Below are 24870 nucleotides of genomic sequence, written 5' to 3' on the forward strand. Positions count from 1 at the left end.
TTAAAATGCAAATTCATGAAAATAAAAATACTTAGTCTTGCTTTAGTTATGTTTATGCCGATATTGGCTTTGGCTCAAAAGGGGTGTTTAAAGGGGCGGTTAACTTCGGGGAACGATCCTTTGGCTTTTGCTACCATTACTTTGGCAGGTACAAAAAACGGTACCACGTGTAACGAGTTGGGGTATTATACCCTCGATAACATTGCCCCCGGTAATTACGAGGTTTCTTTTTCTGCCTTAGGGTACCAGGCCGAAAGCTATAAAATAACTATTGGCAAGGCACATGTTACGGTTTTAAATGCCAGCCTTAAAGAAAATTACTCCAAGCTAAATGAGGTTGTAGTTACCGGCGTATCCCGTGCTACAGAATTGCGTCGCAACCCGGTACCCATAGCGGTGATGACCGTAAAGGAGATGAACCAAAACGTAAACAACAACATCATTGACGCCATTGTAAAAGGGGTGCCGGGAGTAAATGCTGTTACCACCGGGCCAAACATATCCAAGCCTTTTATAAGGGGATTGGGCTATAACAGGGTGCTAATCTTGTATGATGGTGTAAGGCAGGAGGGGCAGCAATGGGGCGATGAGCATGGCATCGAGATTGATCAGTATGGCATTGGGCGTGCCGAAGTAATCAAAGGGCCTGCCAGCTTAACCTATGGCTCCGACGCCATTGCGGGTGTAATTAACCTGATCCCGGCCATCCCCCGCGGAGCCAGCGGAGTATTAAATGGCGATTATATTGCCGATTACCATACCAATAACGGCATGGTTGGTACATCGTTAGGGCTGGCCTACAAAAAAAACGACTTCACCTATACTTTCAGGGCTACAGCCAAAACGGCTCATGACTACCGGGATAAAATTGACGGCTTGGTTTATAATACCGGTTTCAGGGAGTACAATTTATCGGGAATGGTTAGGGTTGATAAAAAATGGGGGTACTCGCAAATAGCGGCCACGCTTTATGATAACCGGCAGGAAATTCCAGATGGCAGTCGCGATTCATTAACACGACAATTTACCAAACAGGTTAGTGAAATTGCCGGCGATGATATCAAAAACCGCCCCATAGTAAGTAATGATGAATTAAACTCTTATTCCATCGCGCCGCTGCACCAGCGTATTCAGCATTACCGGTTGTATACCCATAACCAGTTTAACCTGGGTAAAGGCAGCATTGATGTTTCCTTAGGCGGCCAGCAAAGCATCCGTAGGGAATACGATCATCCCACCTTGGCACAACAGGCGGGCTTATACGTAGTATTAAACACGCTTAATTATGATTTGAAATATAATTTCCCGGTTTTTAATGGCGTCGAAACTACCATTGGCCTCAACGGTATGTACCAGGCCAACCGTAGCAAAGCCGCCACAGATTTCCCGATACCCGATTATAATTTATTTGATGCCGGCACATTCATCTTCGCGCGTAAAAGTTTTGGGAAGTTTGATTTATCGGGCGGTGTTAGGTATGATAACCGGCACATCAGCTGGCGCGATTTTTATGTAGGCCCAAACCCGGCCAAGGGTCTTGAGCAGCAGGTTGAAATATCCGATACCGCCGGCGCTCACTTGCAGTTCCCGGCATTTAAACATGTTTATGAAGGTATATCGGGCAGTTTGGGTTTAACCTATAATGTTAATGAACGGCTTTTGCTTAAAGCCAACATAGCACGCGGGTATCGTGCACCAAACATTACGGAAATAGGCTCAAATGGCCTTGATCCCGGCGCGCATATTGTGTACCTGGGCAACAGGAGCTTTAACCCTGAGTTTAGTTTGCAGGAAGATATCGGCATTATATCCTACCTGAAAGATGCCGACCTGATAGCCGAGTTTTTTAACAACCATATTGACAATTATATTTACCAGGCCCGGCTAACAGATGCCAACGGCAACCCCGTGGTGATTGTGCCCGGAAACAGCACCTATGAGTACCAGCAATCAAAGGCCCGGCTTTACGGTGCCGAGTTTACCGTTAACCTGCACCCCCGCGCCGTTAAATGGCTGGCCTTTAACAATAGTGTTGCCTATGTTACGGGCATCAATCAAAATAAGGAGTTGATAGCGCAATCTAAAGGCGCGGCAAAGTATCTGCCATTTATCCCTCCACTTCACATCCGTTCGGAGCTAAAAGTTACGTTGCAACGCGGATATGGTGCTTTGTCAAAAATCTATTTTAAAACCGAGGCGGATGTTTATGCCTCTCAAAACCGTTTTTACGCGTTGGATAATACAGAAACCGCGACACCCGGGTATACGCTGATTAATGTCGGTGCTGGTGCCACCATCAAACTAAAATCTCAGAAAACGTTGTGCGAGTTGTTTTTCCAGGTAGATAACCTTTTTAATACAGCCTATCAATCAAACCTTAACCGGTTAAAGTATTTTGAATATTACAAAGCCTCGCCAAACGGAAAATTGGGTATTTATAACATTGGCAGGAATATGAGCTTTAAGGCTGTGTTTCCGTTTTAATGAGAGGATGATAAGTGCATTATCTCGAGGTCTTTTGGCTTTGATAGTTTGATGGCCAGCATACCTTTGTAATTTGACAAATAGCCGGTTACTCTTATTTCACGACCAATAAGATCGGTTTCGGGATGTCCGAATTTGGCATGGTTTCGTTTTTTTATAATTACAACAAAGTCCTGTTTGGGATAATTATCACCAACATAAATCGTCGTTACTCCGGTACTTTCTGTCATAGCGCCACCGTAAACCTTACCAACGGCCATTATGTGTTTATCAAAATATGCCGCCGACTGTAGTTTAAGTATATTTGACGATACCAATAAAGGATCTATTGATCCATAAATGTAAACGTCAGAATTGAATACAGAAGGCTTATTTTTCGTTGTATCCTGCGCGTTTGCATACGTTAGTTTTATTGATAATGCTATCAAAATAGCAAATCTCAAAGCTTGTTTTTTTATCATGGAGCACCCAATAAAGCTTATTTAATTGATTTCAATTTGGTTGATGATTTATCCTGCCCCTTAAATGATAGGCGTAAAAAATAGCCGCATTGATCGTCGCTTTCACACATTTCAACATCGTCTATTACGTAGGTCCAGTCGCCGCTTTTAAAGGTGTAGGTCCAGCCGCCCATAGTACCTTGTGCTTCTTCTGTTCCGTTGTTAAGCACAATATCGGGTTTCTCAGAGGTCGACCGGCCCTTACTCCACGATACGTAGCGAATATTGTTGCCTATCCTATCAAGCCTGATTAACAATTTGGGCGATTGCAGCACCAATATATTTTGGTCCCAATGATTTACCGAAGGATGCATTTTGCTTTCGACGGATCTGGTAAGTTGGTCTTTTAAATCCTGTTCGCGTTTGGAACTGTAGTTAATACTCTGAATTTGTCCTTTTTCATTAAGCCAGATATCGCCATCAAATGCGCCGCCAACCAGGCCAAAGCTGCCGTTGCTTTCAAGTACACTATTGTCTTTAAACTGAGCCAGTTTTTTCTTAAACGCAGCGTCAAACATTATGGGGTAATAGGCAATAAACTCTTTAGCGTTGGTAATATCTTTTAAGGGATTTTCTCTTTTAAGCGGATAGGCTACCAGCTTTGATAGTTCTTCGGCTTTATCTGTCTGGATCAGTTTAATGATCTGCCGGTACCTTTTAATCATCGCAGGCTTATCATTGGCCCGGGCGTTGGTGATTACAAATAGAAATAAGACTATGCAGAGGAAGTTTTTCATTGGTTTAAGTTCATTTGGTTGTTATACTAACCGAAATTAAAGATACATATGTATCTTTAAACTAAGAAGCAGGTTCTGTTTTTGTAGAGACGCAATACTTTGCGTCTCCCGCGTGCAAATCGGATTTGCAAGTCCGATTATGCAAATTTGCCCTGTATAGTGGGAGACGCAAAATATTGCGTCTCTACGTTGAATATAAATTTGACCACAAATGAACAATTCTAACATCAACGATCCCATATTTTTACAGGCTGTTGAAGCTATTGATAGCGGCGATATTGTTTTGCTGGATGATTTGCTAACCCAAAACAAATACCTGGTACGTGATAGGTTAAACCATCCTGAGCCCGGCTATTTTCAACATCCATACCTGCTTTGGTTTGTGGCAGATAATCCCATTCGCGTAGAAAAATTGGCTACCAATATTGTTGATATCACACAACTGCTTATCCTTTTTGTAAAGAACGAAGCAAAGGATACCGCGCAATATCAAATGGATTATACGCTTGGCCTGGTGGCTACCGGCCGTATCCCTAAAGAATGTGGTGTACAAATAGCCATGATGGATGTACTTATCGATGCCGGTGCCGCACCTGGCGGTGGGTTAGGGGCCTTGGCGCATGGAAATACGGAGGCCGCGGCCCATCTCATCAAGCGGGGCGGCAAGCTCACATTGGCAGCAGCCATAGGACTAAACCTAATGGACGATGTGAAACGGATGACCACCACCGCCAATAAAAATGAGTTGTTGGTAGCCCTCACAACCGCCGCCTTTTATGGCAAGCCAGATGCAATAGCTCACCTGTTAAGTATTGGCGCACCCGCAAACGGCTATCCCGAAAATAATGAAGGCTTTCATAGCCATGCTACGCCGTTGCACCAGGCGGTTTATTCTGGATCATTAGCGGCTGTAAAGCTGCTCATGGAAGCGGGAGCGAGGCTTGATGTGCCCGATAAAATTTATGGCGGTACACCAACTGGCTGGGCGCAGCACATGTTAAGTGAGGAGAATATCGGCGACGAAACCCGGCAGCGTTTTGCAAAGATTGAGGAATATTTGAAAGGGCTGTAGTTCCGGTCTGTCGTCTCAACAATCGCTTTTAAAAAGTAGGCACCTGCCGTAGCCCCTAAATACGGCAGACATTCCGCTATAAACACGGAGCACTTCCGGAACCCCCCAAAATACATTCAAGACTCCAGCGGAGTCTCGTGTTTATAGACACATGGTAAAACATTACCTTGGCTCCGTAGGTGCCTCCTAAATTTATAAAACGATTTCCCTACAAATCATCGTTTTAATCAATGTAGTTTAATTTTTTAAGTTTGGATTAATTGGCTGTTGTTTGCCTATAATAATGTTAAATTCCGCTGTGGGCTGTGGTTTTAAACTTATCTTTATGGCACCTGAATAGCTATATTTTATGCCCATCCAAATAAAAAAAGTCGTTTTCAAAACGCTTAAAATTACAGGCATCACCCTTGTTGGCTTGTTGGCCCTCATGTTTTTACTGCCATACCTGTTTCCGCAAACTGTAACCAATAAAATAAAACAATGGGCTGGCGGCAGCATCAATGGCAAGCTCAATTTTTCGGGCACAAGCCTTTCTTTCTTCAAAAAATTCCCGGCTTTAACGCTTACGCTTAATGATTTTTCACTCAACGGCAGCGCGCCTTTTCAGAATGATACGCTGGTAGCCGCTAAAGAAGTTTCATTGGCGATCGATCTTTCTTCGGTGTTTAAAAGTAAAATTAATATCAACCGTATTTACCTTAGCAAAGCCACCATCAATATTGAAGTTGATAGCGCGGGGCATGCCAACTATAATGTTTACAAAGGTAAAACCGCGCAACCGGCACAGGCTGCAGATACAGCGAGCGCTTCTTTAGGCATCGAGCAAATCCTGATAGAAAAAAGTCATTTGATTTATAACGATAAATCGATGCCCCTGATGGTTAATGCCCGCGATTTTAACTACAAAGGCAGCGGCGATTTAAGCAAGGATGTTTTTGATTTATACACCCATACCGAAATTGGCTCTATCGATTTTAGCTACGGCAACCAGCCCTACATCTACCATAAAAAAGTAAATGCCGATTTGGTAACCAGCATCAACACCAAATCATTCGCCTTTATATTTCAAAAAAACAACCTGATGATTAATGAGTTGCCGGTTGAGTTTAAAGGCAAGTTTGAGTTTTTGAAGGATGGCTACGCGATGGATTTCAGGATCAGGAGCGATCAACAGGATTTGAGCGATATTTTTACCGCCCTGCCTGCCGAATACGCCAAATGGACCGATGATACCGAAATAAACGGAACGGGCAAAATCACCATGTCATTAGTGGGTAAGTACATAGCCGCAACCAAGCAAATGCCCGATTTGGATTTCAGCATGAAAATCCGTGATGGCTACGTGGCCAACAAAAAAACGCCAGAGCCAGTTAAAAACCTGTTCCTGAACATGGAAGCCAAAGTCCCCGGTTGTGATCCCAATAATCTCGACCTGAATATTGATTCGGTTTATTTCAATATCGGTAAAGATTATTTTGGATCGGTGATTAAGGTAAAAGGCATCAAGTCGCCGCAGGTGTTTGCCAAAATCAATACCGAGATCGACCTCGAAAAATGGAACCGCGCTTTTGGCGTAAAGGCGTTTGATGTAAAAGGAAGGTATTCGCTCCATTTACTGGCCGAGGGTAAGTATGCCACCGGGATAAGGAAAACCGGCATCCGTCATCATATAGATACGGTGATTACCAGTATCCCTAAATTTAAGTTTAATTCATCATTCAGAAACGGTTATGTGAAATACGCTAAACTGCCCGAGGCGATGAAAAATATTAGCTTTGATCTGAATGCCAGCTGCCCCGACAGCAACCCAGCCAACGCTACCATGGCACTGAGCAATCTGAACATTAACGCACTTAATAACTACATTAAAGGCTATTTAAAAATGAGCAACAAAGCCGGCGCGTTAATTGATGCCGACCTGAAAGCGAAGTTCGACCTGGCCGATATTAAAAAGATTTACCCGGTTGATAGCATCGACCTAAGGGGGAACCTGGATGCCGACGTGCAAACCAAAGGCAGATACATCCCGGCCGACAGGGTTTTTCCGGTTACCAACGCGCAGATTGATTTACATAGCGGTTACATTCAAACTAAATACTACCCGCATCCGCTGCAAAATATTGAGGTTAGTACGGCTATCAGCAATAATACAGGCTCATTAAAAGGCTTAAAGGTGAATATCAAACCGGTATCCTTCACTTTTGAAGGACAACCTTTTATGCTGAAGGCTAACCTCAAGAATTTTGACAACCTTGATTATAGTGTCCAATCGCACGGATCGCTGGATATTGGTAAAATTTACCAGGTGTTTGCTATGAAGGGTTATAATGTAAAAGGCACAATCGCCACCAACCTGTCGTTAAAAGGCAGGCAAAGCGATGCTATGGCGGGTAAATATGATCAATTGGCTAACTCTGGTACCATGAAGGTGAAAGACCTGGTGCTCACATCTGATCTGTTCCCTAAACCGTTCCTCATCAAAACCGGCCTGTTTAGTTTTAACCAGGATAAAATGAAGTTTGATAAATTCACGGCTAACTACGGTAAATCGGTTATTGTGCTTGATGGTGCTTTGTCAAACGTAATAGATTACGCCGTTAAACCAAACTCGCCATTAAAAGGTGAATTTAACCTGAGCAGCGGTTTAATTATTGCCGATGATTTTATGGCTTTCGCGGCTGGTCCGTCAACACCAAAGGCAACCAAATCCGGCGTGATCCTGGTTCCGTCCAATCTCGATCTTAATTTTACCGCCAATGTTAAAAAAGTAAAATATAACGGACTGGATATTAATGATGCCAAAGGACAAATGAGCGTTAGCAACGGCCAAATTGTGCTAAAGCAAACCGGTTTTACACTCATAGGCGCGCCGGTTGTAATGGATGCAACCTACGGCAGCTTAACGCCGCAAAAGGCCTACTTTGATTACCATATTGATGCCAAAGAATTTGACATTAACCGGGCCTACCGCGAGATAAAGCTGTTTCATGATATGGCTACATCGGCTGGCAGTGTACAGGGTATTGTTTCTTTAGATTATCAGTTAAGCGGCAAGCTTAACGGCGATATGAAACCCATTTATCCATCCTTAAAAGGTGGCGGTGTGCTATCTGTTAAAAAGGTAAAAGTAAAAGGCTTTAAACTATTTAGCGCCGTTGGTAAAAGCACCGGCCGGGATAGCCTGGGTGGTAAAAACGATGTAAGCAAAGTTGATATAAAAACTACTATAGCCAATAATATCATCACCATACAGCGTACCAAAATGCGTATGGCAGGCTTCCGGCCACGATTTGAGGGGCAGGTAAGTTTTGATGGTAAATTGAATATGCAATTCCGCTTAGGATTGCCGCCGTTAGGCATCTTTGGTATCCCGATGACCATTACCGGCACACAGGATAAGCCGATTATTCATTTAGGCAAAGGTAAAAAGGAAGACGAGTTGAAGGAAACTCCGGAAGGGGAGTAGCCGGCACTTTATATTCAAGTAAGGCAAGTCGTATATCCCAGACTTCCGAAGTTTTTAAAACTTCGGAAGTCTTTTTCCACGTTAAATCTTTGTTCATTGCTCCCAAAATCTTTACTCACTAATTTATTCTACTTTCAAACTTTTAATGGGATTAACCAATGCAGCCCTTATCGCTTGCGAACTTACGGTAAGCAAGGCCAGCGCTAATGAAGCTAAGCCCGACACGGCAAAAATCCACCAGCTGATATCTGTGCGATAAGCAAATTCCTGTATCCATTGGTGGGTGATGTACCAGGCAATTGGCCAGGCTATCAGGTTGGCGGCTATTACGAGCCATGCAAACTCGCGGGATATCAATATCGATATATTTTGTACGCTTGCACCCAATACCTTGCGGATTCCAATCTCTTTAGTGCGACGCTCGGCGGTAAATACGGCCAGACCAAACAAGCCTAAACAGCTAAGCAGTATGGTAACGCCGGCAAAAGCTTTAAACAATTCGCCGGTTTGAATTTCCTTGCGGTATATGGCGTCGAAGTTGTCGTCCATAAACTGGTAGTCGAACGGGTGCACGGGGTTGTAGCCGTGGTAAATCTTTTCGGCCTGGGTTACCGCGTCTTTAATATATGCTGATTGAGCTTTAATGTACAATACGCCGCCATAATTTGCCGATTTCGCGATTCTGAAAATAGAGGGCGCGATATCTGTTTTAAGCGATTTATTGTTGAAGTCTTTCAATACACCCTTAATTTCCCGTGGTTTGCCCCAAAGGGTAATGATGGTTCCCACCGGATGTTTTAAACCCATCATACGCACGGCCGATTCGTTAACCAGGTAGTAAGCACTATCAACAGGTGTACCAGTAAACCCATCGCCCTGGGCAAACTTCATTTGCATTACCGATGTAAAATCGGCAGCTACCTCCATCGGGCTGATGTGGGCCTCGGTGTTGGTGGCTAATTTGCCCGGCCAGCCAATGTTATCGGTCGATGACCCCATTTGCATAATATCATCATTAGCAAAGGTTACGCTGGTGATGCGCTTGTTGGTTTTTAAATCGTTGATGATGGTTTGCACATGTTGCCCCATCTTGTCGTTCATCTGTACCACAAACACATTTTCGCGGTTGTAGCCCAGGTTTTTGGTTTGGATAAAGTGCAATTGTTTAGATACCACTACGGTACAAATGATAAGTAGTATTGAAAATGTAAACTGCAATACCACCAGGCTTTTGCGTAACCAGCCACCTTTTGCCGAAACATTAAAGGTTGATTTTAATACCGCGGTGGGGCTGAAGGACGATAGTACCCAGGCCGGGTAAATACTGGCCATTACAATGGTGCCCAGGCCCACCCAACCGATAATTTGCAGGGTTGATCCGTTCCAGTAGTCAATAGGATAATCTTTACCGCTGATGCTTTGGTAAAGCGGTACCAACATAGGTATAATAAATGAAGCCAAAACCAGCGCCGCCACAAATATCAGCACAAACTCTGTTACAAATTGGGCTATCAGCTGCGGTCTGCCTGCACCAACAACCCGCCTTAACCCAACTTCTTTAGCGCGTTTGGTAGCTCGGGCTGTTGATAGGTTAATGTAGTTGATAACCGCTATCAACAAAATCAAAACACCTATTATAGTAAATATTTTAACCACCTTGATATCTGCCGGACTCAAATCCGGGTTGTACAGGCGCAATTTATTAAGCGGTTGAAACAGGTAGGTAACATCGCCCTTTTTTACGTACCCGTTATTTTTTAAGTGGATATCTGAAAGCTGTTTAGCCAGTAACTGCACATTTACGTTGGGCTTTAACTTAAAAAATGTAATGAAGCCAAAGCTGCCCCAATCCTCATCAATAGTTTTCCAGTTGCCGTTGCCGCCAAAGTTTTTGCGTACTACGTTTAAGGAAAGCAAGATATCCTTGCGTACGCTGCTTCGCTGTGGCATATCGGCCATAACGGCCGATACTGTAAATGGCTCCTGTTTTTCGCCCAGGAGCATGGTTTTGCCCAAAGCTTTATCTGCCGAGCCAAAATATTTGATAGCTGTAGTGTTGCTCAGCACCATGTTGTTAAGTTCCGTAAGGGCGGTTGCCGCGTTGCCTTTAATAAATCGGATATGAAATATATCAAAGAAAGATGGTTCGGTATAAGCCACACTTTTTTCTATAATGTGATTTTCTCCATAGCTAACCAATTGTTTGCGGATACTGTAACGAACAGCTTTATCGATGCCGGGGAAATTATTTAAAGCCGTTGCGGCTATCGGGGCCGGTACACCTGTCCAGGTATCGTAGTTGTTGTCGCCCATTTTAATTTTGGCATTAAGGCGATAAATGCTGGATGCATCAGCAAATTGCGTATCATAAACTAATTCGTCATTAACGCCCCAAAAAAGTAAAATACTTACCGAAAGCCCTATGGCCAGGCCAAAAACGGCAATTAGCGAATAAACCCTGCTGCGGAGTAAGTTTCTCCAGGCTGTTTTAATGTAGTTTTTGATCATTGCGTTGTCAGTTAATAGGTTGATATCAATATGTTATGTTTGGCTACAATACCCGTTTAAACCTGTAATAATTATGCCGAAGTTTTAAACGATTGATTATTAACTAATTGAAATGATTGTTGGCGTTTGAAGTGTTCGATAGCGTACACTTACCGCACGCGTACGAACAAGCGATTGATTGAGGTTAATATCGATAACTGACTACCAGAGCCGTTACCTGTTCTTAAGAGATCTGCACCGCAGCATAGATCACCTTGTCCCTGCTATCAGCATTCCATGCAAAGTTAACAGGGGTGTTCTCTTTACCTACAGATCCCAAACGCCCCCAATAAGCTGTTGGATAGGCGTTATGGGTAGGATCTAAAGGACCGCTCACTACCACCACCACGTGCCCGTGACTTTGGGCCGGAACGTTTTCGGCCCCTTTTAAACCTCCTATAACAAACCAGCCGTCGTCTGCTTTTGCTTTGGCATCAATACCATCGTTTAGTACAGTCCAATCGCCGGTTTGAATTTCGTCAACAATATTATCGGCCAAACCGGTTAAGGTTACGTTCAAGTCAGTAGCTACGGCTTTAACAAAGCCGCTGCAATCGTTGCTGTGCGCTGCAAAGTTATCTTTGCATGCCTGGATGATTTTATCTGATAATGTGCTCATGACTAAGTTTTTAGGTTTGTATAAAGATAAGAAAATATCAAACTCAAACCTATTACTTTACGCAAAACACCTAAGTCCGGCCAATATGAGGCTTTGTTGTATAAATTAAAATTAACTTTTCTGTATCAATAACTGCCTGATGCTCACTAAATGCGCCATTAACGCTGCCGGCACTACCACGGCCGGCAACCAGGTAAAAGGAAAATAAAACAACGCGATGTTAGGCTGATTGAAGGCCAGTTTTTGAAAGTGAAAAGGAGCCGATAGTACGGCCGTAACCACAATATTGATGAGTAGCAGCAAACAAATGATATTCCAGGCAAGGATTACATTTTTGTGAAGCGCGTTTTTAACGTAGCCTAAATAATAAACTAAAGGAGCTGTTAACCCGGCAAGGATATCAAAATTATGCCCCTCAAAAGTCATGATCCCGGGGATGGTTTTATGCAGAAATAGCCAGTAAAGGGTTATTTCAATAGGGACGCGTACAATGTGGATGAGTGTTAACCATTTTATGTCAAAGCCATCCAGCAGCTTTCGGCCGGCGGGTGTTATAAGCCCGATGAATAGCAGCATAAGCGGCGGGACCAGCAGCAAGGCAAATCTTGGCGGCACACCGCGTGAAACGGTGTAAAAACCGGTAAGACTTAAAGCCGTTTGCAGCCCAAGCCAAGCTAAAACAGTAATGATTATAGCCTTGGATTGATTGGTAGCTTTATAAAGCAACCATAAACTAAGTAAGGCAGTGAGTATAAATACTATTTTGATATAAATTGGTAAGTGTTCCATTGTTTTAAAATTTACAAACAAAGGAAGCGCAATAAATATGGCTGCATCTTGCCAAATGACAAGAAACGAATGGCTTGCTATTTTTTTGAAAAATCTTTCCTGATGCGGCTCAGCGATGTATCGGTAACTCCCAGGTACGAGGCTATGTTTTTTAAGGGTGCGTGCTGAAAAATTTCGGGATTGGTTTTTAATAACGCGGCATAACGTTCTTCGGCGGTTTCGGTAATCATGGCCAGCATGCGGGTTTTAAGATCGGCAAAGCCTTTTACCAGTATCGATCTGCCAAATTCCCTAAATTCGGGCAGGGCATGGAAAAGATCATTTAGTTGTTTATAAGTGATAAACCACCCCTCACAATCGGTAAGTGCCAATATATTTTCTTTCGACCGGCTGCGGTTAAAGAATGAGGATACTTCAAACACTACCTGCCCCGGCTGATAAAAACCGGTAGTAACTTCGTTGCCATTGGTATCATGTGCAAAGGCACGCATGTACCCGCTTTCTAAAAACAGGTATTCATCGCAAATTTTACCTTCGGTGAGCTGGTGCTGATTTCGCGGAATAAGCTTATGCGTAAATATATCGCTTATTTCATTGGCGGCTGCGAAAGAAACCAGGTTGGAGTTCCTCAAAAATAAGGTAAGGGTATTTTTACTCATTTGTTTTGTAAGCCAACAGGGACTAACTTACAAAAATATCAAGGCAATGTGTATAGCTTGCTATATTAAAAGCTTTTGCTTTTCCTAATGGAGGGCAACACCAGGTAAATTATAATACTATGCGCGGTAAGTGAGAGCGCGAAAGTTACCACCAATATCATTACTTTTTTTAAGCTGCTATCAAAGTAATCCAAAAACTGTGATTGCCCTGTGCCGCTAAATAAAATGGCTGCTACAAATAACGATAAGCCTGTAAGCCATAAAGTTAAATGGGAGTAAAAGTAGCGCGATTTAGCAAATTTAGGCCCTGTAAATGAGGCAACCAAAAGTGATACATGGGCAATGAAGAAAATAATTGCCGCTGTAACTAATAAGTAAAACATAATCAATAGTTAATTAAAATAGTATTAAACAAATATAATATATGCAAGCTAATGGTTTGTTATTCTCATAAGTTGTAAATTCAAAAACTGACGAATTAGACAGTATTTATAAGTTGTGACAAGTATTACGACGTATATCACCCGTTATTCATGCCGAAACAAAATACTCATCTACAGAAATTAAGCTACGGCCGGATATAAGCGCGCTTGAACAATAGCTTAGCAGGTGTTCGCCATCCAGAAAATTAAGCAGCTCGTTTAAATCATAAGCGGTGCCGGTACGTTGGATAATGAACGAATCATCAAGTATTTCGGTTATGGTAGCGCCATAGCGATGCAGACTGTAAACTACCTGCGAAAGGTGATCTTTTGCTACTCTGTATTGCCCAATCCTAAGCAACTGCGTTTCTTCGGCCAGGTGACTTATCGTTTTATAAACCTCAATAATGTTATTCATTTTTTGGATGATGAAATAAACATCGGCGGGGGGCAGCATTACCTCCAGGGCAATAATTACTACATCGTGCATATCGGTGCGCGATACATTGAGTGAGCAAACTTCGTAGCTTTTACGGTTGATGATCATCAACAGCTGGTTTAATAATCCTTTTTTATCATCGGCGTAAACCGTTATGATGTGTTTTTTGAACAGATGGTGGGTAGCTTTTTTCATATCAATTTTAAATTTCTGGTGCATAAAAAAAGCCCTCCGGGTGAAGAGGGCTTTTAAGAATTTCTATTTTATTTATAGCAAATCAATATCACCCCTCATCTTTTAAAATGACAGTAATAATAATGACGTTGTTCAATTGTGTTTTTAGCATATCTTATTTTAAGCCTGCTACAGGCCCTACAAGGCTTGCAAGGTATGAAAAATTTGGCCAATGTCAATGTCGGATTTTTAAGTGATAGCCTGTACATTGGTAATTTAATCAATACAAATTTGCCAGCCCTTAGGTTATTTGGTATTCTTGCCTAATCACCCGGTAGGGCCCTGCAAACAAGCTTTACCAAAACAAATAACCCATGAGCGAAAAACAATTATCCCCGGATATTTTAAAAACCAGGCAACATTTTGAAATTTTAGATGGCTTAAGGGGGATTGCCGGGCTTGCGGTGGTTACCTTTCATTTCATGGAAGTGGCTTACAGCGATTACAGCCAGGATTTTATCGGGCATGGTTTTCTCGCGGTCGATTTCTTTTTCTGCCTATCAGGCTTTGTTATTGCTTACGCTTATGATGACAGGGTTGACAAAATGGGCGTGATAGAATTTTTTAAATCGCGCGCTATCAGGCTGCACCCGCTGGTGGTAGTCGGCTCAATAATGGGCTTATTAACCTTTTTCTTTGACCCCTTTGGCGGCCACCCCGAATTGTATAGCGCCGGTAGAATTATAGTGTTGTTTGTATGTTCTATACTGATGATTCCCATTGGCGGTATGCCCGATAGGTATTTTAACCTGTTTGGGTTTAATGCCCCGGCCTGGTCGTTGTTTTGGGAATATGTAGCCAACATTGTTTACGCTTTGGTGCTTAACAGGCTTAAGCGTGGTTACCTGGTTGCGCTGGCTGTGCTTGCGGCAGTGGGGCTTTGTTATGTAGGCTGGCATTCGGGCAATTTAATGGGCGGTTGGAGCACGGGCACTTTTTGGGATGGTGCCGCCCGTATTTCATATTCGTTTTTAGTAGGCTTATTGATTTACCGTTTTAACTGGATTATTAAAAACAAACTTGGCTTTATTGGTTTAGCCATACTACTGGCGTTGGCTTTTATGATGCCCTTTTCCCAAAAATGGAACTGGCTTACCGAAACATTGGTAGTGTTAATATACTTCCCGTTGCTGATAGCCTTAGGGGCAGGGGCAACCTTGCGTAGCAGCTTTAAAAAATTCTGTGTGTTTTGGGGCAACATGTCGTATCCACTGTACATGACGCATTACGCGTTCATTTGGGTGTTTGCCAGTTATTTTGCAGCAAACAAACCAGGGCCAGGCAGGTTAGCGGTAATCATCATCGTTTCAGAAGTATTTTTGGTAACTATCGCTTACCTGGTAATGACCTATATAGATATCCCGGTACGTAAATATTTAAGCAGTAAAAGGGTAAAAAGTTGAAACAATAAAGTTGTTCTTCCTGATGATGCGCCAGTTTTATCACGCTTGATTAACCGCAATTCAATATATCTGTAACAGCGTTTTTGAAGGCTGCCGCGTTTTGGTTGGATGTATGTTTATACATCTGCTCAAATAAATATGTAGTCCTGAAAAATAAAATGTATACAAATACAGACAACCTGCATAATTGTTTTAACAAAGCAGAAAATAATTTTATTCGCTTCAAATTGAGTTAGCTGCGTTCATTTAATGCTGCAGCGATCAAAAAAGGCATAATTGATGATGCTATTTAACTGTGTTGGATATTTTTCCTCGTTTTATGCACCTTGTTCCCCAAAAAGGTAACGCGCTTTTGTTTACACATATTTGCTGTTGCCTAAAAGTAAGTGGCGTGGCTTTTGTACCATAGTAAACGATTGTAAGCTATTGTGCCTGCAAACGCATCGGTTTGGATGCTGCGCAATTGGTTGCTATCTACCTAACTTATACTGTACTATGACTATTAATTGTATGATCCTGGACGACGATCCAATAGTGATCAGCTACCTCAAAGAATACATTCTACAAATCCCGCTGCTGAATTTATTAGCTACACAACAATCGCCAATTGAGGCCCTGGCTTTATTAGAAACCCTTGATATACAGTTGATATTTATGGATATCGGTATGCCCGAAATAAACGGCATCGATATGGCCCGCCTGCTGCATACCACTAAAGGCGATGCCGCGCCACGAATTATTTTTATAACCGGTTTTGATCGTTTCGCGGTTGAAAGCTACCAGGTGAACGCGCTTGATTACCTGGTTAAGCCGGTAACGTTTGAAGGCTTGCTGGCTTCCGCGCACAAGGCCCGCCGTTATTTTGAAGGCTTATCGCAGCCCACGGTTTCATCAGCTACCTATGGTCCTAACGATTTTATCTTACTTAAGGTAGAGCATGATATCGTACGTGTTTATTTAAAAGACATCCTGTATGTAGAAAGTTATAAAGACTATGTTAGGATTTATACTACTATAGATGGTAAGGTAATTAAAGCCCTAACCACCTTAAAAAGCATTGGCGAAAAGCTACCCCAAAATTCTTTTATGCGTGTTCACCGGTCGTTTATAGTATCGTTAGATAAAATAGAAACCATTCATCACCACACTATTCATATAAATAAGGCCATGATTCCGGTAACGGAACAATACAGGGCCGAATTTAAAGATTTTATAGCCCAGTGGCTTTAAATAGCTAATTTCCCTTTTATCGAACGTCCTGGCAACTTTATCGGTCAGGACGTTTATCTCGTCGGATAACTCTTCTCCTTTTCTTTGTTTTGGCTACGTGAAAAGGGCAACAACCTTTGGTTGTATCAGCGCTTTTGCCTGCCTTGGCAGCTTTTAAAACGACATGCATGCTTCTCATGCTTTCTGTCGGTTATAAATCCGTTTCTAACGAAACCATCAATACAGATTCATTTAGTTGTATTTCTTTAGTAATAGAAAGGGAAGCGGTATCGTTTCCGGTTCTAAAATCAGATTGACGCTTATTAACCATAAAGAAAAACCGATATAATTTATAACGTTAAAAATATGAGCATACAAGGCGCAATCGCCCCCGAATGACAATTAAAGTACAACAGTTTAATCCCCCATTGCATATGAAGCTACAAACTACCACCGTCTCCGAAAAATTTAACGACATGCTTATTTCTGTATTAGCGCATGATCTGAGACAGCCCTTCGCTTCACTTATAGCCATAGCAGATATGGTAAAACAGTCGCGCCGCACGTTTACCGATGCCGAACTCCATGAGATATTTGAAGCAGTACATTATACATCTTCGGTAAGTATTGAGCTTTTAAACGGTCTCCTTTGCTTGTATAAATCAAAAAAAGATGGAATTGATTATAAAGCGCAGTCCTTTTCACTGGCCAATATGATTACCGAGGCCAATAGTTTGTATGTACATGAACAGATGAACAGGGGGATTACGGTACAAAATTTTATTCCCGATAGCCAGGTGGTCTTCGCCCAAAAGGAAATGCTTCAGTTTATTAACCGCAATATTTTAAGTAATGCCACCAAGCATTCGCCCGCAGGTGGCGTTATTGAGGTAACCTGTACTACCAACAACGGATGGCTTACCGTAGCGTTCAGGGATCATGGTAAGGGGATGACAAGCGAGCAAATCAGGTCGCTTTTTGCGGTGCATGAAACCGGTACTTCGTTCCCCCATCAGTTGAAAGGGGCAGGGGTAGCCATGAGTATTTGCAAGGATATGATAAATGGTATGAATGGGCGCATTTGGGCAAAATCCATACATGATAAAGGAACAGTGTTTTACTATTCAATTCCGCAAGATATATTACTACTACATGAAAATTGATTTATTGATAGATAAGGATTACCACACGGTTTCTATTTTGGAAGATACCCGCCAAATGGCAGAGTGGTTTGCCTTAAAGGAATATTACGCCGTAATGGATGAGCATTTGAAAGTAGTGGGCATCATTACCCCCAGAGACGTTGAAAATAACGCCCATCACCAGGTTATTGATTGTGATTTTACAAAACCGACCATTAACCCGGGGCAAACAGTTTTTGAGGCGATGGAGCTGATGAAGCAGGCCCAAACAGATTGCCTGCCGGTTTATGATGGTACCGATTTTTTAGGGGTGTTGTATTTTAAGGTTTTTAGAGATGTGTAGAGGCTGCCGGCCTCACACATATGCTTTCTTTTAAATATCTTAGTGCCACGACCTAAATAATCATGAGCATAATTTTACCAATAGGCATTTTTATAATTGTATTTATTGCTTTACTGAAGTTTGCGCCATCGCTGTTTAAAAATAACGCGACTAACAATACATCAAGGCCATTATTTAATGCTAAGCCCGATAAGCAGGTACCCAATGATAAGTTGATTATTATTGCGGGCATCACTTACGAAGATGTTAAAAAGGCAATAGCCAGTTTTTGCAATATGTATAATCAAAAAGACTGGGCCGCACTGCCAAGGTTGATAAAATTGGCCAGCGATAAATTTGCGATCACCTTTCCGTACGATACTGAGTTTAGGATACTTTTTTTTTGGTAAACTACCTGGCTTATCCCGAAGATATAAATAGCAATCCTGAAGTTACCGGCTGGGCAACCACAAATCACAGCGACGAGTGGATTAAACCCGATACCGCGAATAAAAAAGTGATGCTGTTTGTACCCCAAACAGACACCGAATATGATTTTGTTTTGATGACTACGGAAGATAATACAGGATACAAATTGAGCTTTGCGGCTCGGTCACAAAAACAACTATCAACCCTGCCCGAAAGGAATTACACGGGTCCCAAAGTAAGCGTTAACGAGTTGTTATTAATGGAGAGTGAGGATTTTTGTTAGCTGTAATGCTCAATGCTTTTTGCGATATCTGATCCATAAAAGTGATGAAAACCAATTTGTTATTAACTGCTGTATTTGCCTGTTATTAAATAAATTAAGCTATATTACACACGCGTTGCCCCGTTTGAAACATTAATGGGCCAAAAGAGTTAATAAATTATGACCGATAAAGTATTTGCCACTGTTGCCCAAAAAGAAAGCTTTAAAGAAAGATTTGCCCAAATTGTACAGCACAACGAAAGTTTGAACGAAAAGTACAGCATCCAGTTTTTTGATACCTTAACTAAAAGCAATTATGTTATAAAAGGCCTCGACGGGAAATCAATAAATGTAAACGAAAGGCTATCTTCTGAAGAAATTGAAGAGTATAAAGAATTGAAAAGCAGCTGGCAGGTTGTTAAGAAAAAGAGAATTTAAACCAAAGCAGTTTTTGAACTCCTACCATAATAAGCTATAAAACAAGAGCCGCCCTTGTTTCAGCATTTTCCAATACATGAACATTTTGACCAGTGGTTGGTGTTTTCACGGCATCACACGGTCGTTTCTCCGTATCAGATGTCGACGTTGGAAATAAACCTATCTGCGGTGGATTATAATAATATGCAGGCGTGATATTTTCTGTGACTACCCTACTGCAACCATAATATTTTCCCTGCTCCAGCCGGCCAGCAGTTCCATAACATCATGCAGCGATTGGCCTTTGGCGGTTAAACTATACTCAACCCTTGGCGGTACCTCAGCGTAGGCTTTACGCGTAATGATGCCATCGGCTTCCAACTCCTTCAACTGCCTGGATAATACCTTTAGTGCAATGCCGGGAATGGTTTTATGCAGCTCACCAAAGCGCTTGGCGCCAGGTAGTAGCAGCCATATAATTACGGGTTTCCACTTGCCGCCAATAATGTCAATAGCCGATGTGATGGGGCAGTCGCAGGCTTGGTCATATTTTTTTAAAACTTTTTGCTTGTTTAAAATGCTCATCTTCAATAATAGTTACTTTTATGTCAATAGTTGACTAATTGGTAATTACTTGACAAATGTAAAGTAATGGGGTAATATTGTCAAAAAAAGAAACATGAAATACGCTAAATCAGATACTTACCAAAAAGGGCTCGCGCTTCTAAATCACCTGCATGGCGAGGAAGCCGGGCAGCAATTGCTGGATAATTTACAAGATGTTTGCCCCGATTTTGTTGATATGACCGTTGAGTGGGCCATACAGGGCATCATGGCCCGACCCGGTCTTGATTTGCTTACCCGCAAATATTTACTCATTGCATCATGTACCACATTAGGGCATGCCGTACCACAGTTAAAAGCGCATATAGCTTCCGCGTTAAAATTAGGCGCTACCAAACAACAAATAGTGGAGGTAATATTACAAATGACGTTTTATGCCGTCGGCGCTGCTGTAAGTAATTCCCTGGCCCACGCTAAAGAAGTTTTTGAAAACCACAAACAATAAATAAGCAACATGAAAATTATAATTATTGGTGCCACCGGCACTATTGGCAAGCATGTAACGGCTGCCCTGCAAAAAGAGCATGAAGTAGTAAAGGCCGGCTCAAAAAGCGGCGATGTACAGGTTGATATCTCCTCGACCGCATCTATTGAAAACCTTTACAAACATGTAGGCGCTTTTGACGCGCTGGTGTGCGTAAGTGGCGACGGGCATTTTGGTCCGCTGGGTAATATGACGGATGCCGACTTTAGGAAAGGGATTGATAGTAAGTTGATGGGGCAGGTTAACCTGGTTTTAATAGGCCAGCACTACATCAACCCTAAAGGTTCCTTTACCCTTACATCGGGCAGTTTGGCCGAAGACCCTATTGTACTTGGCGCCAACCTGAGTACGGTTAATGCCGCTATTGATGGTTTTGTGCGCGGTGCTGCCATTGAACTGCAAAACGGCGTGCGTATTAATGCCGTAGGCCCAACAGTGGTTGAAGAGTCGCCGGGTTATTTTCCCTTTTTTCCGGGTACTATCCCGGTTACTATGGATAGGGTGACCCAGGCTTATGTTAAAAGTGTGCTGGGCGCGCAAACCGGGCTTACCTACAAAGTTCTTTAACTCATAACAGTCTCTTAATGACTATCCATCGCATCAGTCTGCGGAATTTTTCAAAAGAAATACCGGCAGGCTAATGCGATTTTTCTTTTTGTTTTGGCCCGTTTAAACGCAACAATATTACAATTAACTATACGTTATTTTTTATCGCATGTATATTCTTGCTAAATTTGTACCCATAAAACATAATGGCACAAACGCTTCATAACTTTCATTTCGAAGATTTGCTTACCCGGCATCATCTAAAAAAAACTGCCCCCAGGCTTAGGGTATTATCTATGATGTCGTCGCGCAATACGGCGACGTCACAACCCGACCTGGAAAGCGTAATGAATGATATTGACCGCGTTACCTTATACCGTATCCTGAGCGCGTTCGAGGAGAAAGGAATCATACACAAGGTGTTTGATTTAAACGGAACTGCCAATTATGCCCTGTGCACTTCTAATTGCGATGAAGGTCATCACCACGATGAGCACCTGCACTTTAACTGTACCAATTGCAAAAATGTGTATTGCCTTAATGATATGCAGTTGCCTGCCATTAACCTGCCCGCCGGTTTCGAGCCGCAGGCTTTTACTTTATACGCAAGCGGCTTATGCCCCAAATGCAGCAAAAAGGCCGTGAAATAATGAGGTCTACTAAAAAATTATTGTCTGCCCTAATCATGAACGTTGGCATTTTGTCCTTGTTCCTTGTTCTTTGCTCATTCCAATCCCCCAAAGATACCATACCAGCCACTTCTACCTTCCGGTTTAAAACGGTAATTATTGATGCCGGCCATGGCGGTAAAGATCCGGGTGCAAGGGGCTCGTATTCAGTTGAGAAAAACGTAACCTTAGCCATAGCCAAACGACTAAAACTGGCTATTGATACAAGCATGAGTATGAAAGGCCTCACCACGGTGATGACCCGTACCGATGATACTTTTATTCCGCTTAACCAGCGCTCAAATATTGGTAACCAGGCACATGGCAACCTGTTTATTTCCATCCACTGTAATTCATCGCCCGAAGGCACGGCAGCTATAGCGCATAAACGCAAAGGGGTATTGCTGTTAGTATATGGTTTTCACCGGTTGAGGGAGCAGGAGGAAGCTGTAAGGGAAAACTCGTCCATTTTTCAGGAAAAGGATTACAAGCAAAACTATGAGGCCTATGATCAAACCGATCCGGCTAACGCTATCATCCTCAATGCTTACATTCAAAAATACCGCAAGCAAAGCATCCTTTTTGGCGATTTACTGAACGCCGAGTTTACCGATCATGATGGCCGCGCCAGCGAAGGCGTAAAGGAGCAGGGCGTACTGGTACTGGCCCATAGCGCCATGCCCGCTGTATTGATAGAAACGGGTTTTGTAAACAATCCCGAGGAGGAAGATTACCTGAACTCCGAGGCCGGCCAGAATGAGATTGTGCAAACCATTATAACCGCTATAAATAATTATCGTAAAGCTATTGGAGCCTTGTAGGTTTTAAGTATTCCAACCATTTAAAAAGCGGGGACTGTGCGATTCCTTCCTTGGGGAAGGGGAGGTAGGGGTTTAGCCAATATTTCGATAACATAGGTTACACTCATTTTATGGCTCCTTTCTGCAAATGCTGCCGCTTATATCGAACCTGTTGACTGCGAATTGAAAATCTTTCAATAGCATAGGTCTTAAACTCAGTGGTATCCCCTATATTCGGTTTTGAAAATTACTGCCGATGAAACTATCCAACCTCAGCCAACTACTTTTTTGTCTTATCTGTTTTTTTACGCTGATCAATTCCGCATCAGCCCAAACTAAAGAACAGGGCATTATTCCCCAACCTTATAAAGTGCAAAAAGGTGCAGGCATTTTCACTTTTTCGGCTACTACCGGGATAGAACTGGAGGAAAACATCAATCCACATAATCTTGACTTTTTTAAACACTACCTAAAGTCTGTTTCAGGTATCAACCCCTCTGTTAATAATAAGCTCGTTATTCCGGCTATCAACATCAGTATCGATTCCACCCGGGTGCTTCAAAAAGAAGGCTATCAGCTTATCATAAAACAAAAACACATTACTATTCAAGGCCACGATGAGACTGGTGTATTTTACGCGTTACAGTCGCTAACCCAACTTATCCATGTAGTCAATGGCAAAGCTACCGTACCGGTTTGCACCATTGAGGATCATCCCCGTTTTGCTTACCGGGGGATGCATCTGGATGTTAGCCGCCATTTTTTTACCGTACAAACTATCAAAAAATGGATAGACCTGCTGGCCCTGTACAAGATCAACACCTTTCACTGGCACCTTACCGACGACCAGGGCTGGCGCATCGAAATTAAAAAATACCCATTGCTGCAAAGTATATCCGCCTATCGCGATGAAACCATCATCGGCCATAAAAGGGATAGCCCGCACCGCTTTGACGGCAAGCGTTATGGAGGTTACTACACCCAGGATGAGGTAAAGGACGTAGTAAAATACGCCATGCAAAGGCATATCAGCATTATCCCCGAAATTGAAATGCCGGGGCATGCATTGGCTGCATTGGCCGCCTATCCGCAATTGGGTTGTACAGGCGGTCCGTATAAAACGGCTACTTACTGGGGTATTTTTGACGATGTATACTGTGCCGGTAACGACGAAACTTTCACCTTTTTGCAAAACGTGTTGGATGAAGTGCTGCCGCTTTTCCCATCAAAATATATTCACATAGGTGGCGATGAATGCCCTAAAACCAAATGGAAAACCTGCCCCAAATGTCAAAAACGCATTAAGGAAGAGCATTTGAAAGATGAACACGAGCTGCAAAGTTACTTTATTGGCAGGATGGAAAAATATCTGAACAGCAAAGGCAGGCAGATCATTGGCTGGGACGAAATACTGGAAGGCGGACTAACTCCCGGTGCCACCGTAATGAGCTGGACCGGCGAGGAGGGCGGGATTGCCGCGGCCAAACAACACCACGATGCCATCATGACGCCCGAAAAGTATGTATACCTCGATTATTTCCAGTCGCTTTACGGGGCGGAGCCTATTGCAGGCGGCGGTTACACACCACTAAGCAAAGTTTATAATTACGAGCCGATAACCAAAGAACTCACCGGCGATGAAGCCAAATACATCAAAGGGGTACAAGCCAACGCCTGGAGCGAATACATGGCCAGCCCGGCCCAGGCCGAGCGGCAATTATTCCCCCGCATGCTGGCCCTGGCCGAAGTGGCCTGGATGGATAAAGATAATAAAGATTATAAGGGATTTTTAAAACGCCTGCGCAACGAGCGCCCACTGCTGCAAAAACTTAACGTAAATGCCGCCAATACTTTTGATGAAATAACGGGAGATATAGGCACAGCGGCAAATCGTCAAACATCGCTCAGCCTGAACACGACACTGCCTGGCGGTAAAATATTTTATACTACCAATGGCTCAGTTCCCGGCGTTAAAAGTAAGTTATATACCAAACCACTAACCATTACTTCATCCGGCAATATCAAAGCCGCGGTATTGAGCAATGGCAGGCAAACGGGTCGGGTATACGAGCAAAGTTTCAGCATCCACAAAGCTGTGGGCAAAACAGTAACACTGATAAATCAACCCAAAGGCACTTACAATACCGGCGATATCAGCGGCCTGGTGAACGGCGTTTTCGGCAATAAGCTGTACAACGATAGTCAGTGGTACGGCTTTAATGGTGATGATCTGGATGCAACTGTTGATCTGGGATCGGTGCAATCTGTTTCCAAACTCGGCATCAATATCCTCAAATACCATTGGCAAAAGATGTGGGAGCCAACTCAGCTTACTTTCGAAGTATCCACCGACGGAAAGACCTACACTGAAGTTTATCGCCAAACCGAGTTTAAAGAAAACGGAATCAACGCTGTACGCGCCAACATCGCGCCAACACAGGCACGTTACATCAGGGTTAAGGGAACTAACAAAGGCATCATCCCACCTGGAGAATACATAGCCGGAGCAAAAGCGTGGTTGCTGGTGGATGAAATAGTAGTAGAGTAGTTGTTTAGTATCAAGTAGTCAGTATCAAGTATCAAGATATTTTTGTCG

Annotated in this window: 24 protein-coding genes; 15 read left to right on the forward strand and 9 right to left on the reverse strand. The window is 42.8% G+C overall.

The window, feature by feature from the left end:
* Window positions 1-15 precede the first annotated feature (15 nt).
* Window positions 16-2484 carry a TonB-dependent receptor gene (locus QWZ17_RS08015; protein ID WP_290304595.1) on the forward strand — a complete coding sequence of 823 codons (2469 nt, stop codon included), beginning with the start codon at window positions 16-18 and terminating at the stop codon, window positions 2482-2484.
* Here the strand turns inward: QWZ17_RS08015 and QWZ17_RS08020 are convergent.
* Both QWZ17_RS08020 and QWZ17_RS08025 read right to left on the reverse strand, forming a co-directional pair.
* Entirely contained in the window at window positions 2481-2945 is a 465-nt protein-coding gene (locus tag QWZ17_RS08020) for a hypothetical protein (protein ID WP_290304596.1), read from the reverse strand. The genes QWZ17_RS08015 and QWZ17_RS08020 overlap by 4 nt on opposite strands.
* 17 nt (window positions 2946-2962) lie before the next feature.
* Window positions 2963-3721, reverse strand: a complete 759-nt coding sequence (locus tag QWZ17_RS08025) for a hypothetical protein (RefSeq protein ID WP_290304598.1) — start codon at window positions 3719-3721, stop codon at window positions 2963-2965.
* A gap of 211 nt (window positions 3722-3932) precedes the next feature.
* Between QWZ17_RS08025 and QWZ17_RS08030 the strand changes: the two genes are divergently transcribed.
* A complete protein-coding gene (locus QWZ17_RS08030) occupies window positions 3933-4793 on the forward strand; it encodes an ankyrin repeat domain-containing protein (RefSeq protein ID WP_290304599.1) in 861 nt (286 codons plus the stop codon).
* A 349-nt stretch (window positions 4794-5142) separates the two neighbouring features.
* Window positions 5143-8259 carry an AsmA family protein gene (locus QWZ17_RS08035; RefSeq protein ID WP_290304601.1) on the forward strand — a complete coding sequence of 1039 codons (3117 nt, stop codon included), beginning with the start codon at window positions 5143-5145 and terminating at the stop codon, window positions 8257-8259.
* Between the two features lie 123 nt (window positions 8260-8382).
* On the opposite strand, the gene QWZ17_RS08040 is transcribed toward QWZ17_RS08035, so the two are convergent.
* The 6 genes from QWZ17_RS08040 to QWZ17_RS08065 form a co-directional block, all read right to left on the reverse strand.
* On the reverse strand, window positions 8383-10767 hold the full coding sequence (locus QWZ17_RS08040; protein WP_290304602.1) for an ABC transporter permease: 2385 nt from the start codon (window positions 10765-10767) through the stop codon (window positions 8383-8385).
* Between the two features lie 223 nt (window positions 10768-10990).
* Window positions 10991-11425 (reverse strand): hypothetical protein, encoded by a 435-nt coding sequence (locus QWZ17_RS08045; RefSeq protein ID WP_290304603.1) that lies wholly within the window; start codon window positions 11423-11425, stop codon window positions 10991-10993.
* A gap of 111 nt (window positions 11426-11536) precedes the next feature.
* The gene (locus QWZ17_RS08050; protein WP_290304604.1) at window positions 11537-12214 is read right to left on the reverse strand and encodes a DUF8737 domain-containing protein; all 678 of its coding nucleotides are present in this window, start codon (window positions 12212-12214) and stop codon (window positions 11537-11539) included.
* A 77-nt stretch (window positions 12215-12291) separates the two neighbouring features.
* Window positions 12292-12873: a Crp/Fnr family transcriptional regulator gene (locus QWZ17_RS08055; RefSeq protein ID WP_290304606.1), complete on the reverse strand. Its 582-nt coding sequence runs from the start codon at window positions 12871-12873 to the stop codon at window positions 12292-12294.
* A 65-nt stretch (window positions 12874-12938) separates the two neighbouring features.
* Complete coding sequence (locus QWZ17_RS08060) at window positions 12939-13256, reverse strand: hypothetical protein (RefSeq protein WP_290304609.1); 318 nt, start codon at window positions 13254-13256, stop codon at window positions 12939-12941.
* Window positions 13257-13404: 148 nt separating this feature from the next.
* Window positions 13405-13929, reverse strand: coding sequence for a hypothetical protein (locus tag QWZ17_RS08065; RefSeq protein WP_290304611.1), 525 nt, complete (start codon window positions 13927-13929; stop codon window positions 13405-13407).
* A 353-nt stretch (window positions 13930-14282) separates the two neighbouring features.
* On the opposite strand from QWZ17_RS08065, the gene QWZ17_RS08070 reads away from it, so the two are divergent.
* From QWZ17_RS08070 to QWZ17_RS08100, 7 genes are all read left to right on the forward strand, one after another.
* Complete coding sequence (locus QWZ17_RS08070; RefSeq protein ID WP_290304612.1) at window positions 14283-15371, forward strand: acyltransferase family protein; 1089 nt, start codon at window positions 14283-14285, stop codon at window positions 15369-15371.
* 495 nt (window positions 15372-15866) lie between these two features.
* Complete coding sequence (locus QWZ17_RS08075; protein WP_290304613.1) at window positions 15867-16601, forward strand: LytR/AlgR family response regulator transcription factor; 735 nt, start codon at window positions 15867-15869, stop codon at window positions 16599-16601.
* A gap of 413 nt (window positions 16602-17014) precedes the next feature.
* Window positions 17015-17743 carry a sensor histidine kinase gene (locus tag QWZ17_RS08080; protein ID WP_290304614.1) on the forward strand — a complete coding sequence of 243 codons (729 nt, stop codon included), beginning with the start codon at window positions 17015-17017 and terminating at the stop codon, window positions 17741-17743.
* On the forward strand, window positions 17733-18065 hold the full coding sequence (locus QWZ17_RS08085; protein ID WP_290304615.1) for a CBS domain-containing protein: 333 nt from the start codon (window positions 17733-17735) through the stop codon (window positions 18063-18065). The genes QWZ17_RS08080 and QWZ17_RS08085 overlap by 11 nt, the downstream gene beginning before the upstream one ends.
* 62 nt (window positions 18066-18127) lie before the next feature.
* The gene (locus QWZ17_RS08090) at window positions 18128-18454 is read left to right on the forward strand and encodes a hypothetical protein (protein ID WP_290304616.1); all 327 of its coding nucleotides are present in this window, start codon (window positions 18128-18130) and stop codon (window positions 18452-18454) included.
* Window positions 18448-18756 carry a hypothetical protein gene (locus QWZ17_RS08095; protein WP_290304618.1) on the forward strand — a complete coding sequence of 103 codons (309 nt, stop codon included), beginning with the start codon at window positions 18448-18450 and terminating at the stop codon, window positions 18754-18756. The genes QWZ17_RS08090 and QWZ17_RS08095 overlap by 7 nt, the downstream gene beginning before the upstream one ends.
* 159 nt (window positions 18757-18915) lie before the next feature.
* Window positions 18916-19173: a hypothetical protein gene (locus QWZ17_RS08100; protein ID WP_290304620.1), complete on the forward strand. Its 258-nt coding sequence runs from the start codon at window positions 18916-18918 to the stop codon at window positions 19171-19173.
* Window positions 19174-19380: 207 nt separating this feature from the next.
* Here QWZ17_RS08100 and QWZ17_RS08105 read toward each other — a convergent pair whose 3' ends face one another.
* The gene (locus tag QWZ17_RS08105; RefSeq protein ID WP_290304621.1) at window positions 19381-19737 is read right to left on the reverse strand and encodes a winged helix-turn-helix transcriptional regulator; all 357 of its coding nucleotides are present in this window, start codon (window positions 19735-19737) and stop codon (window positions 19381-19383) included.
* A gap of 94 nt (window positions 19738-19831) precedes the next feature.
* Here QWZ17_RS08105 and QWZ17_RS08110 point away from each other — a divergent pair, with 94 nt between their 5' ends.
* The 5 genes from QWZ17_RS08110 to QWZ17_RS08130 all read left to right on the forward strand — a co-directional run bounded on the left by QWZ17_RS08110 (window position 19832) and on the right by QWZ17_RS08130 (window position 24822).
* On the forward strand, window positions 19832-20221 hold the full coding sequence (locus QWZ17_RS08110; RefSeq protein ID WP_290304622.1) for a carboxymuconolactone decarboxylase family protein: 390 nt from the start codon (window positions 19832-19834) through the stop codon (window positions 20219-20221).
* Window positions 20222-20230: 9 nt separating this feature from the next.
* Window positions 20231-20827 carry a short chain dehydrogenase gene (locus tag QWZ17_RS08115; protein ID WP_290304623.1) on the forward strand — a complete coding sequence of 199 codons (597 nt, stop codon included), beginning with the start codon at window positions 20231-20233 and terminating at the stop codon, window positions 20825-20827.
* A gap of 185 nt (window positions 20828-21012) precedes the next feature.
* Window positions 21013-21456: a Fur family transcriptional regulator gene (locus tag QWZ17_RS08120; protein ID WP_290304624.1), complete on the forward strand. Its 444-nt coding sequence runs from the start codon at window positions 21013-21015 to the stop codon at window positions 21454-21456.
* Between the two features lie 35 nt (window positions 21457-21491).
* Complete coding sequence (locus QWZ17_RS08125; RefSeq protein WP_290304626.1) at window positions 21492-22295, forward strand: N-acetylmuramoyl-L-alanine amidase family protein; 804 nt, start codon at window positions 21492-21494, stop codon at window positions 22293-22295.
* 235 nt (window positions 22296-22530) lie between these two features.
* On the forward strand, window positions 22531-24822 hold the full coding sequence (locus QWZ17_RS08130) for a glycoside hydrolase family 20 protein (protein ID WP_290304628.1): 2292 nt from the start codon (window positions 22531-22533) through the stop codon (window positions 24820-24822).
* Window positions 24823-24870 lie beyond the last annotated feature (48 nt).

The organism is Mucilaginibacter flavus (genome assembly GCF_030409315.1).
Classification (GTDB): Bacteria; Bacteroidota; Bacteroidia; order Sphingobacteriales; family Sphingobacteriaceae; genus Mucilaginibacter; species Mucilaginibacter flavus.

Bases quoted from the DNA above. Each gene is read 5' to 3' on its own strand.
- QWZ17_RS08015 (WP_290304595.1), top strand. From the start codon at position 16: ATGAAAATAAAAATACTTAGTCTTGCTTTAGTTATGTTTATGCCGATA.
- QWZ17_RS08020 (WP_290304596.1), bottom strand. From the start codon at position 2,945: ATGATAAAAAAACAAGCTTTGAGATTTGCTATTTTGATAGCATTATCA.
- QWZ17_RS08025 (WP_290304598.1), bottom strand. From the start codon at position 3,721: ATGAAAAACTTCCTCTGCATAGTCTTATTTCTATTTGTAATCACCAAC.
- QWZ17_RS08030 (WP_290304599.1), top strand. From the start codon at position 3,933: ATGAACAATTCTAACATCAACGATCCCATATTTTTACAGGCTGTTGAA.
- QWZ17_RS08035 (WP_290304601.1), top strand. From the start codon at position 5,143: ATGCCCATCCAAATAAAAAAAGTCGTTTTCAAAACGCTTAAAATTACA.
- QWZ17_RS08040 (WP_290304602.1), bottom strand. From the start codon at position 10,767: ATGATCAAAAACTACATTAAAACAGCCTGGAGAAACTTACTCCGCAGC.
- QWZ17_RS08045 (WP_290304603.1), bottom strand. From the start codon at position 11,425: ATGAGCACATTATCAGATAAAATCATCCAGGCATGCAAAGATAACTTT.
- QWZ17_RS08050 (WP_290304604.1), bottom strand. From the start codon at position 12,214: ATGGAACACTTACCAATTTATATCAAAATAGTATTTATACTCACTGCC.
- QWZ17_RS08055 (WP_290304606.1), bottom strand. From the start codon at position 12,873: ATGAGTAAAAATACCCTTACCTTATTTTTGAGGAACTCCAACCTGGTT.
- QWZ17_RS08060 (WP_290304609.1), bottom strand. From the start codon at position 13,256: ATGTTTTACTTATTAGTTACAGCGGCAATTATTTTCTTCATTGCCCAT.
- QWZ17_RS08065 (WP_290304611.1), bottom strand. From the start codon at position 13,929: ATGAAAAAAGCTACCCACCATCTGTTCAAAAAACACATCATAACGGTT.
- QWZ17_RS08070 (WP_290304612.1), top strand. From the start codon at position 14,283: ATGAGCGAAAAACAATTATCCCCGGATATTTTAAAAACCAGGCAACAT.
- QWZ17_RS08075 (WP_290304613.1), top strand. From the start codon at position 15,867: ATGACTATTAATTGTATGATCCTGGACGACGATCCAATAGTGATCAGC.
- QWZ17_RS08080 (WP_290304614.1), top strand. From the start codon at position 17,015: ATGAAGCTACAAACTACCACCGTCTCCGAAAAATTTAACGACATGCTT.
- QWZ17_RS08085 (WP_290304615.1), top strand. From the start codon at position 17,733: ATGAAAATTGATTTATTGATAGATAAGGATTACCACACGGTTTCTATT.
- QWZ17_RS08090 (WP_290304616.1), top strand. From the start codon at position 18,128: ATGAGCATAATTTTACCAATAGGCATTTTTATAATTGTATTTATTGCT.
- QWZ17_RS08100 (WP_290304620.1), top strand. From the start codon at position 18,916: ATGACCGATAAAGTATTTGCCACTGTTGCCCAAAAAGAAAGCTTTAAA.
- QWZ17_RS08105 (WP_290304621.1), bottom strand. From the start codon at position 19,737: ATGAGCATTTTAAACAAGCAAAAAGTTTTAAAAAAATATGACCAAGCC.
- QWZ17_RS08110 (WP_290304622.1), top strand. From the start codon at position 19,832: ATGAAATACGCTAAATCAGATACTTACCAAAAAGGGCTCGCGCTTCTA.
- QWZ17_RS08115 (WP_290304623.1), top strand. From the start codon at position 20,231: ATGAAAATTATAATTATTGGTGCCACCGGCACTATTGGCAAGCATGTA.
- QWZ17_RS08120 (WP_290304624.1), top strand. From the start codon at position 21,013: ATGGCACAAACGCTTCATAACTTTCATTTCGAAGATTTGCTTACCCGG.
- QWZ17_RS08125 (WP_290304626.1), top strand. From the start codon at position 21,492: ATGAACGTTGGCATTTTGTCCTTGTTCCTTGTTCTTTGCTCATTCCAA.
- QWZ17_RS08130 (WP_290304628.1), top strand. From the start codon at position 22,531: ATGAAACTATCCAACCTCAGCCAACTACTTTTTTGTCTTATCTGTTTT.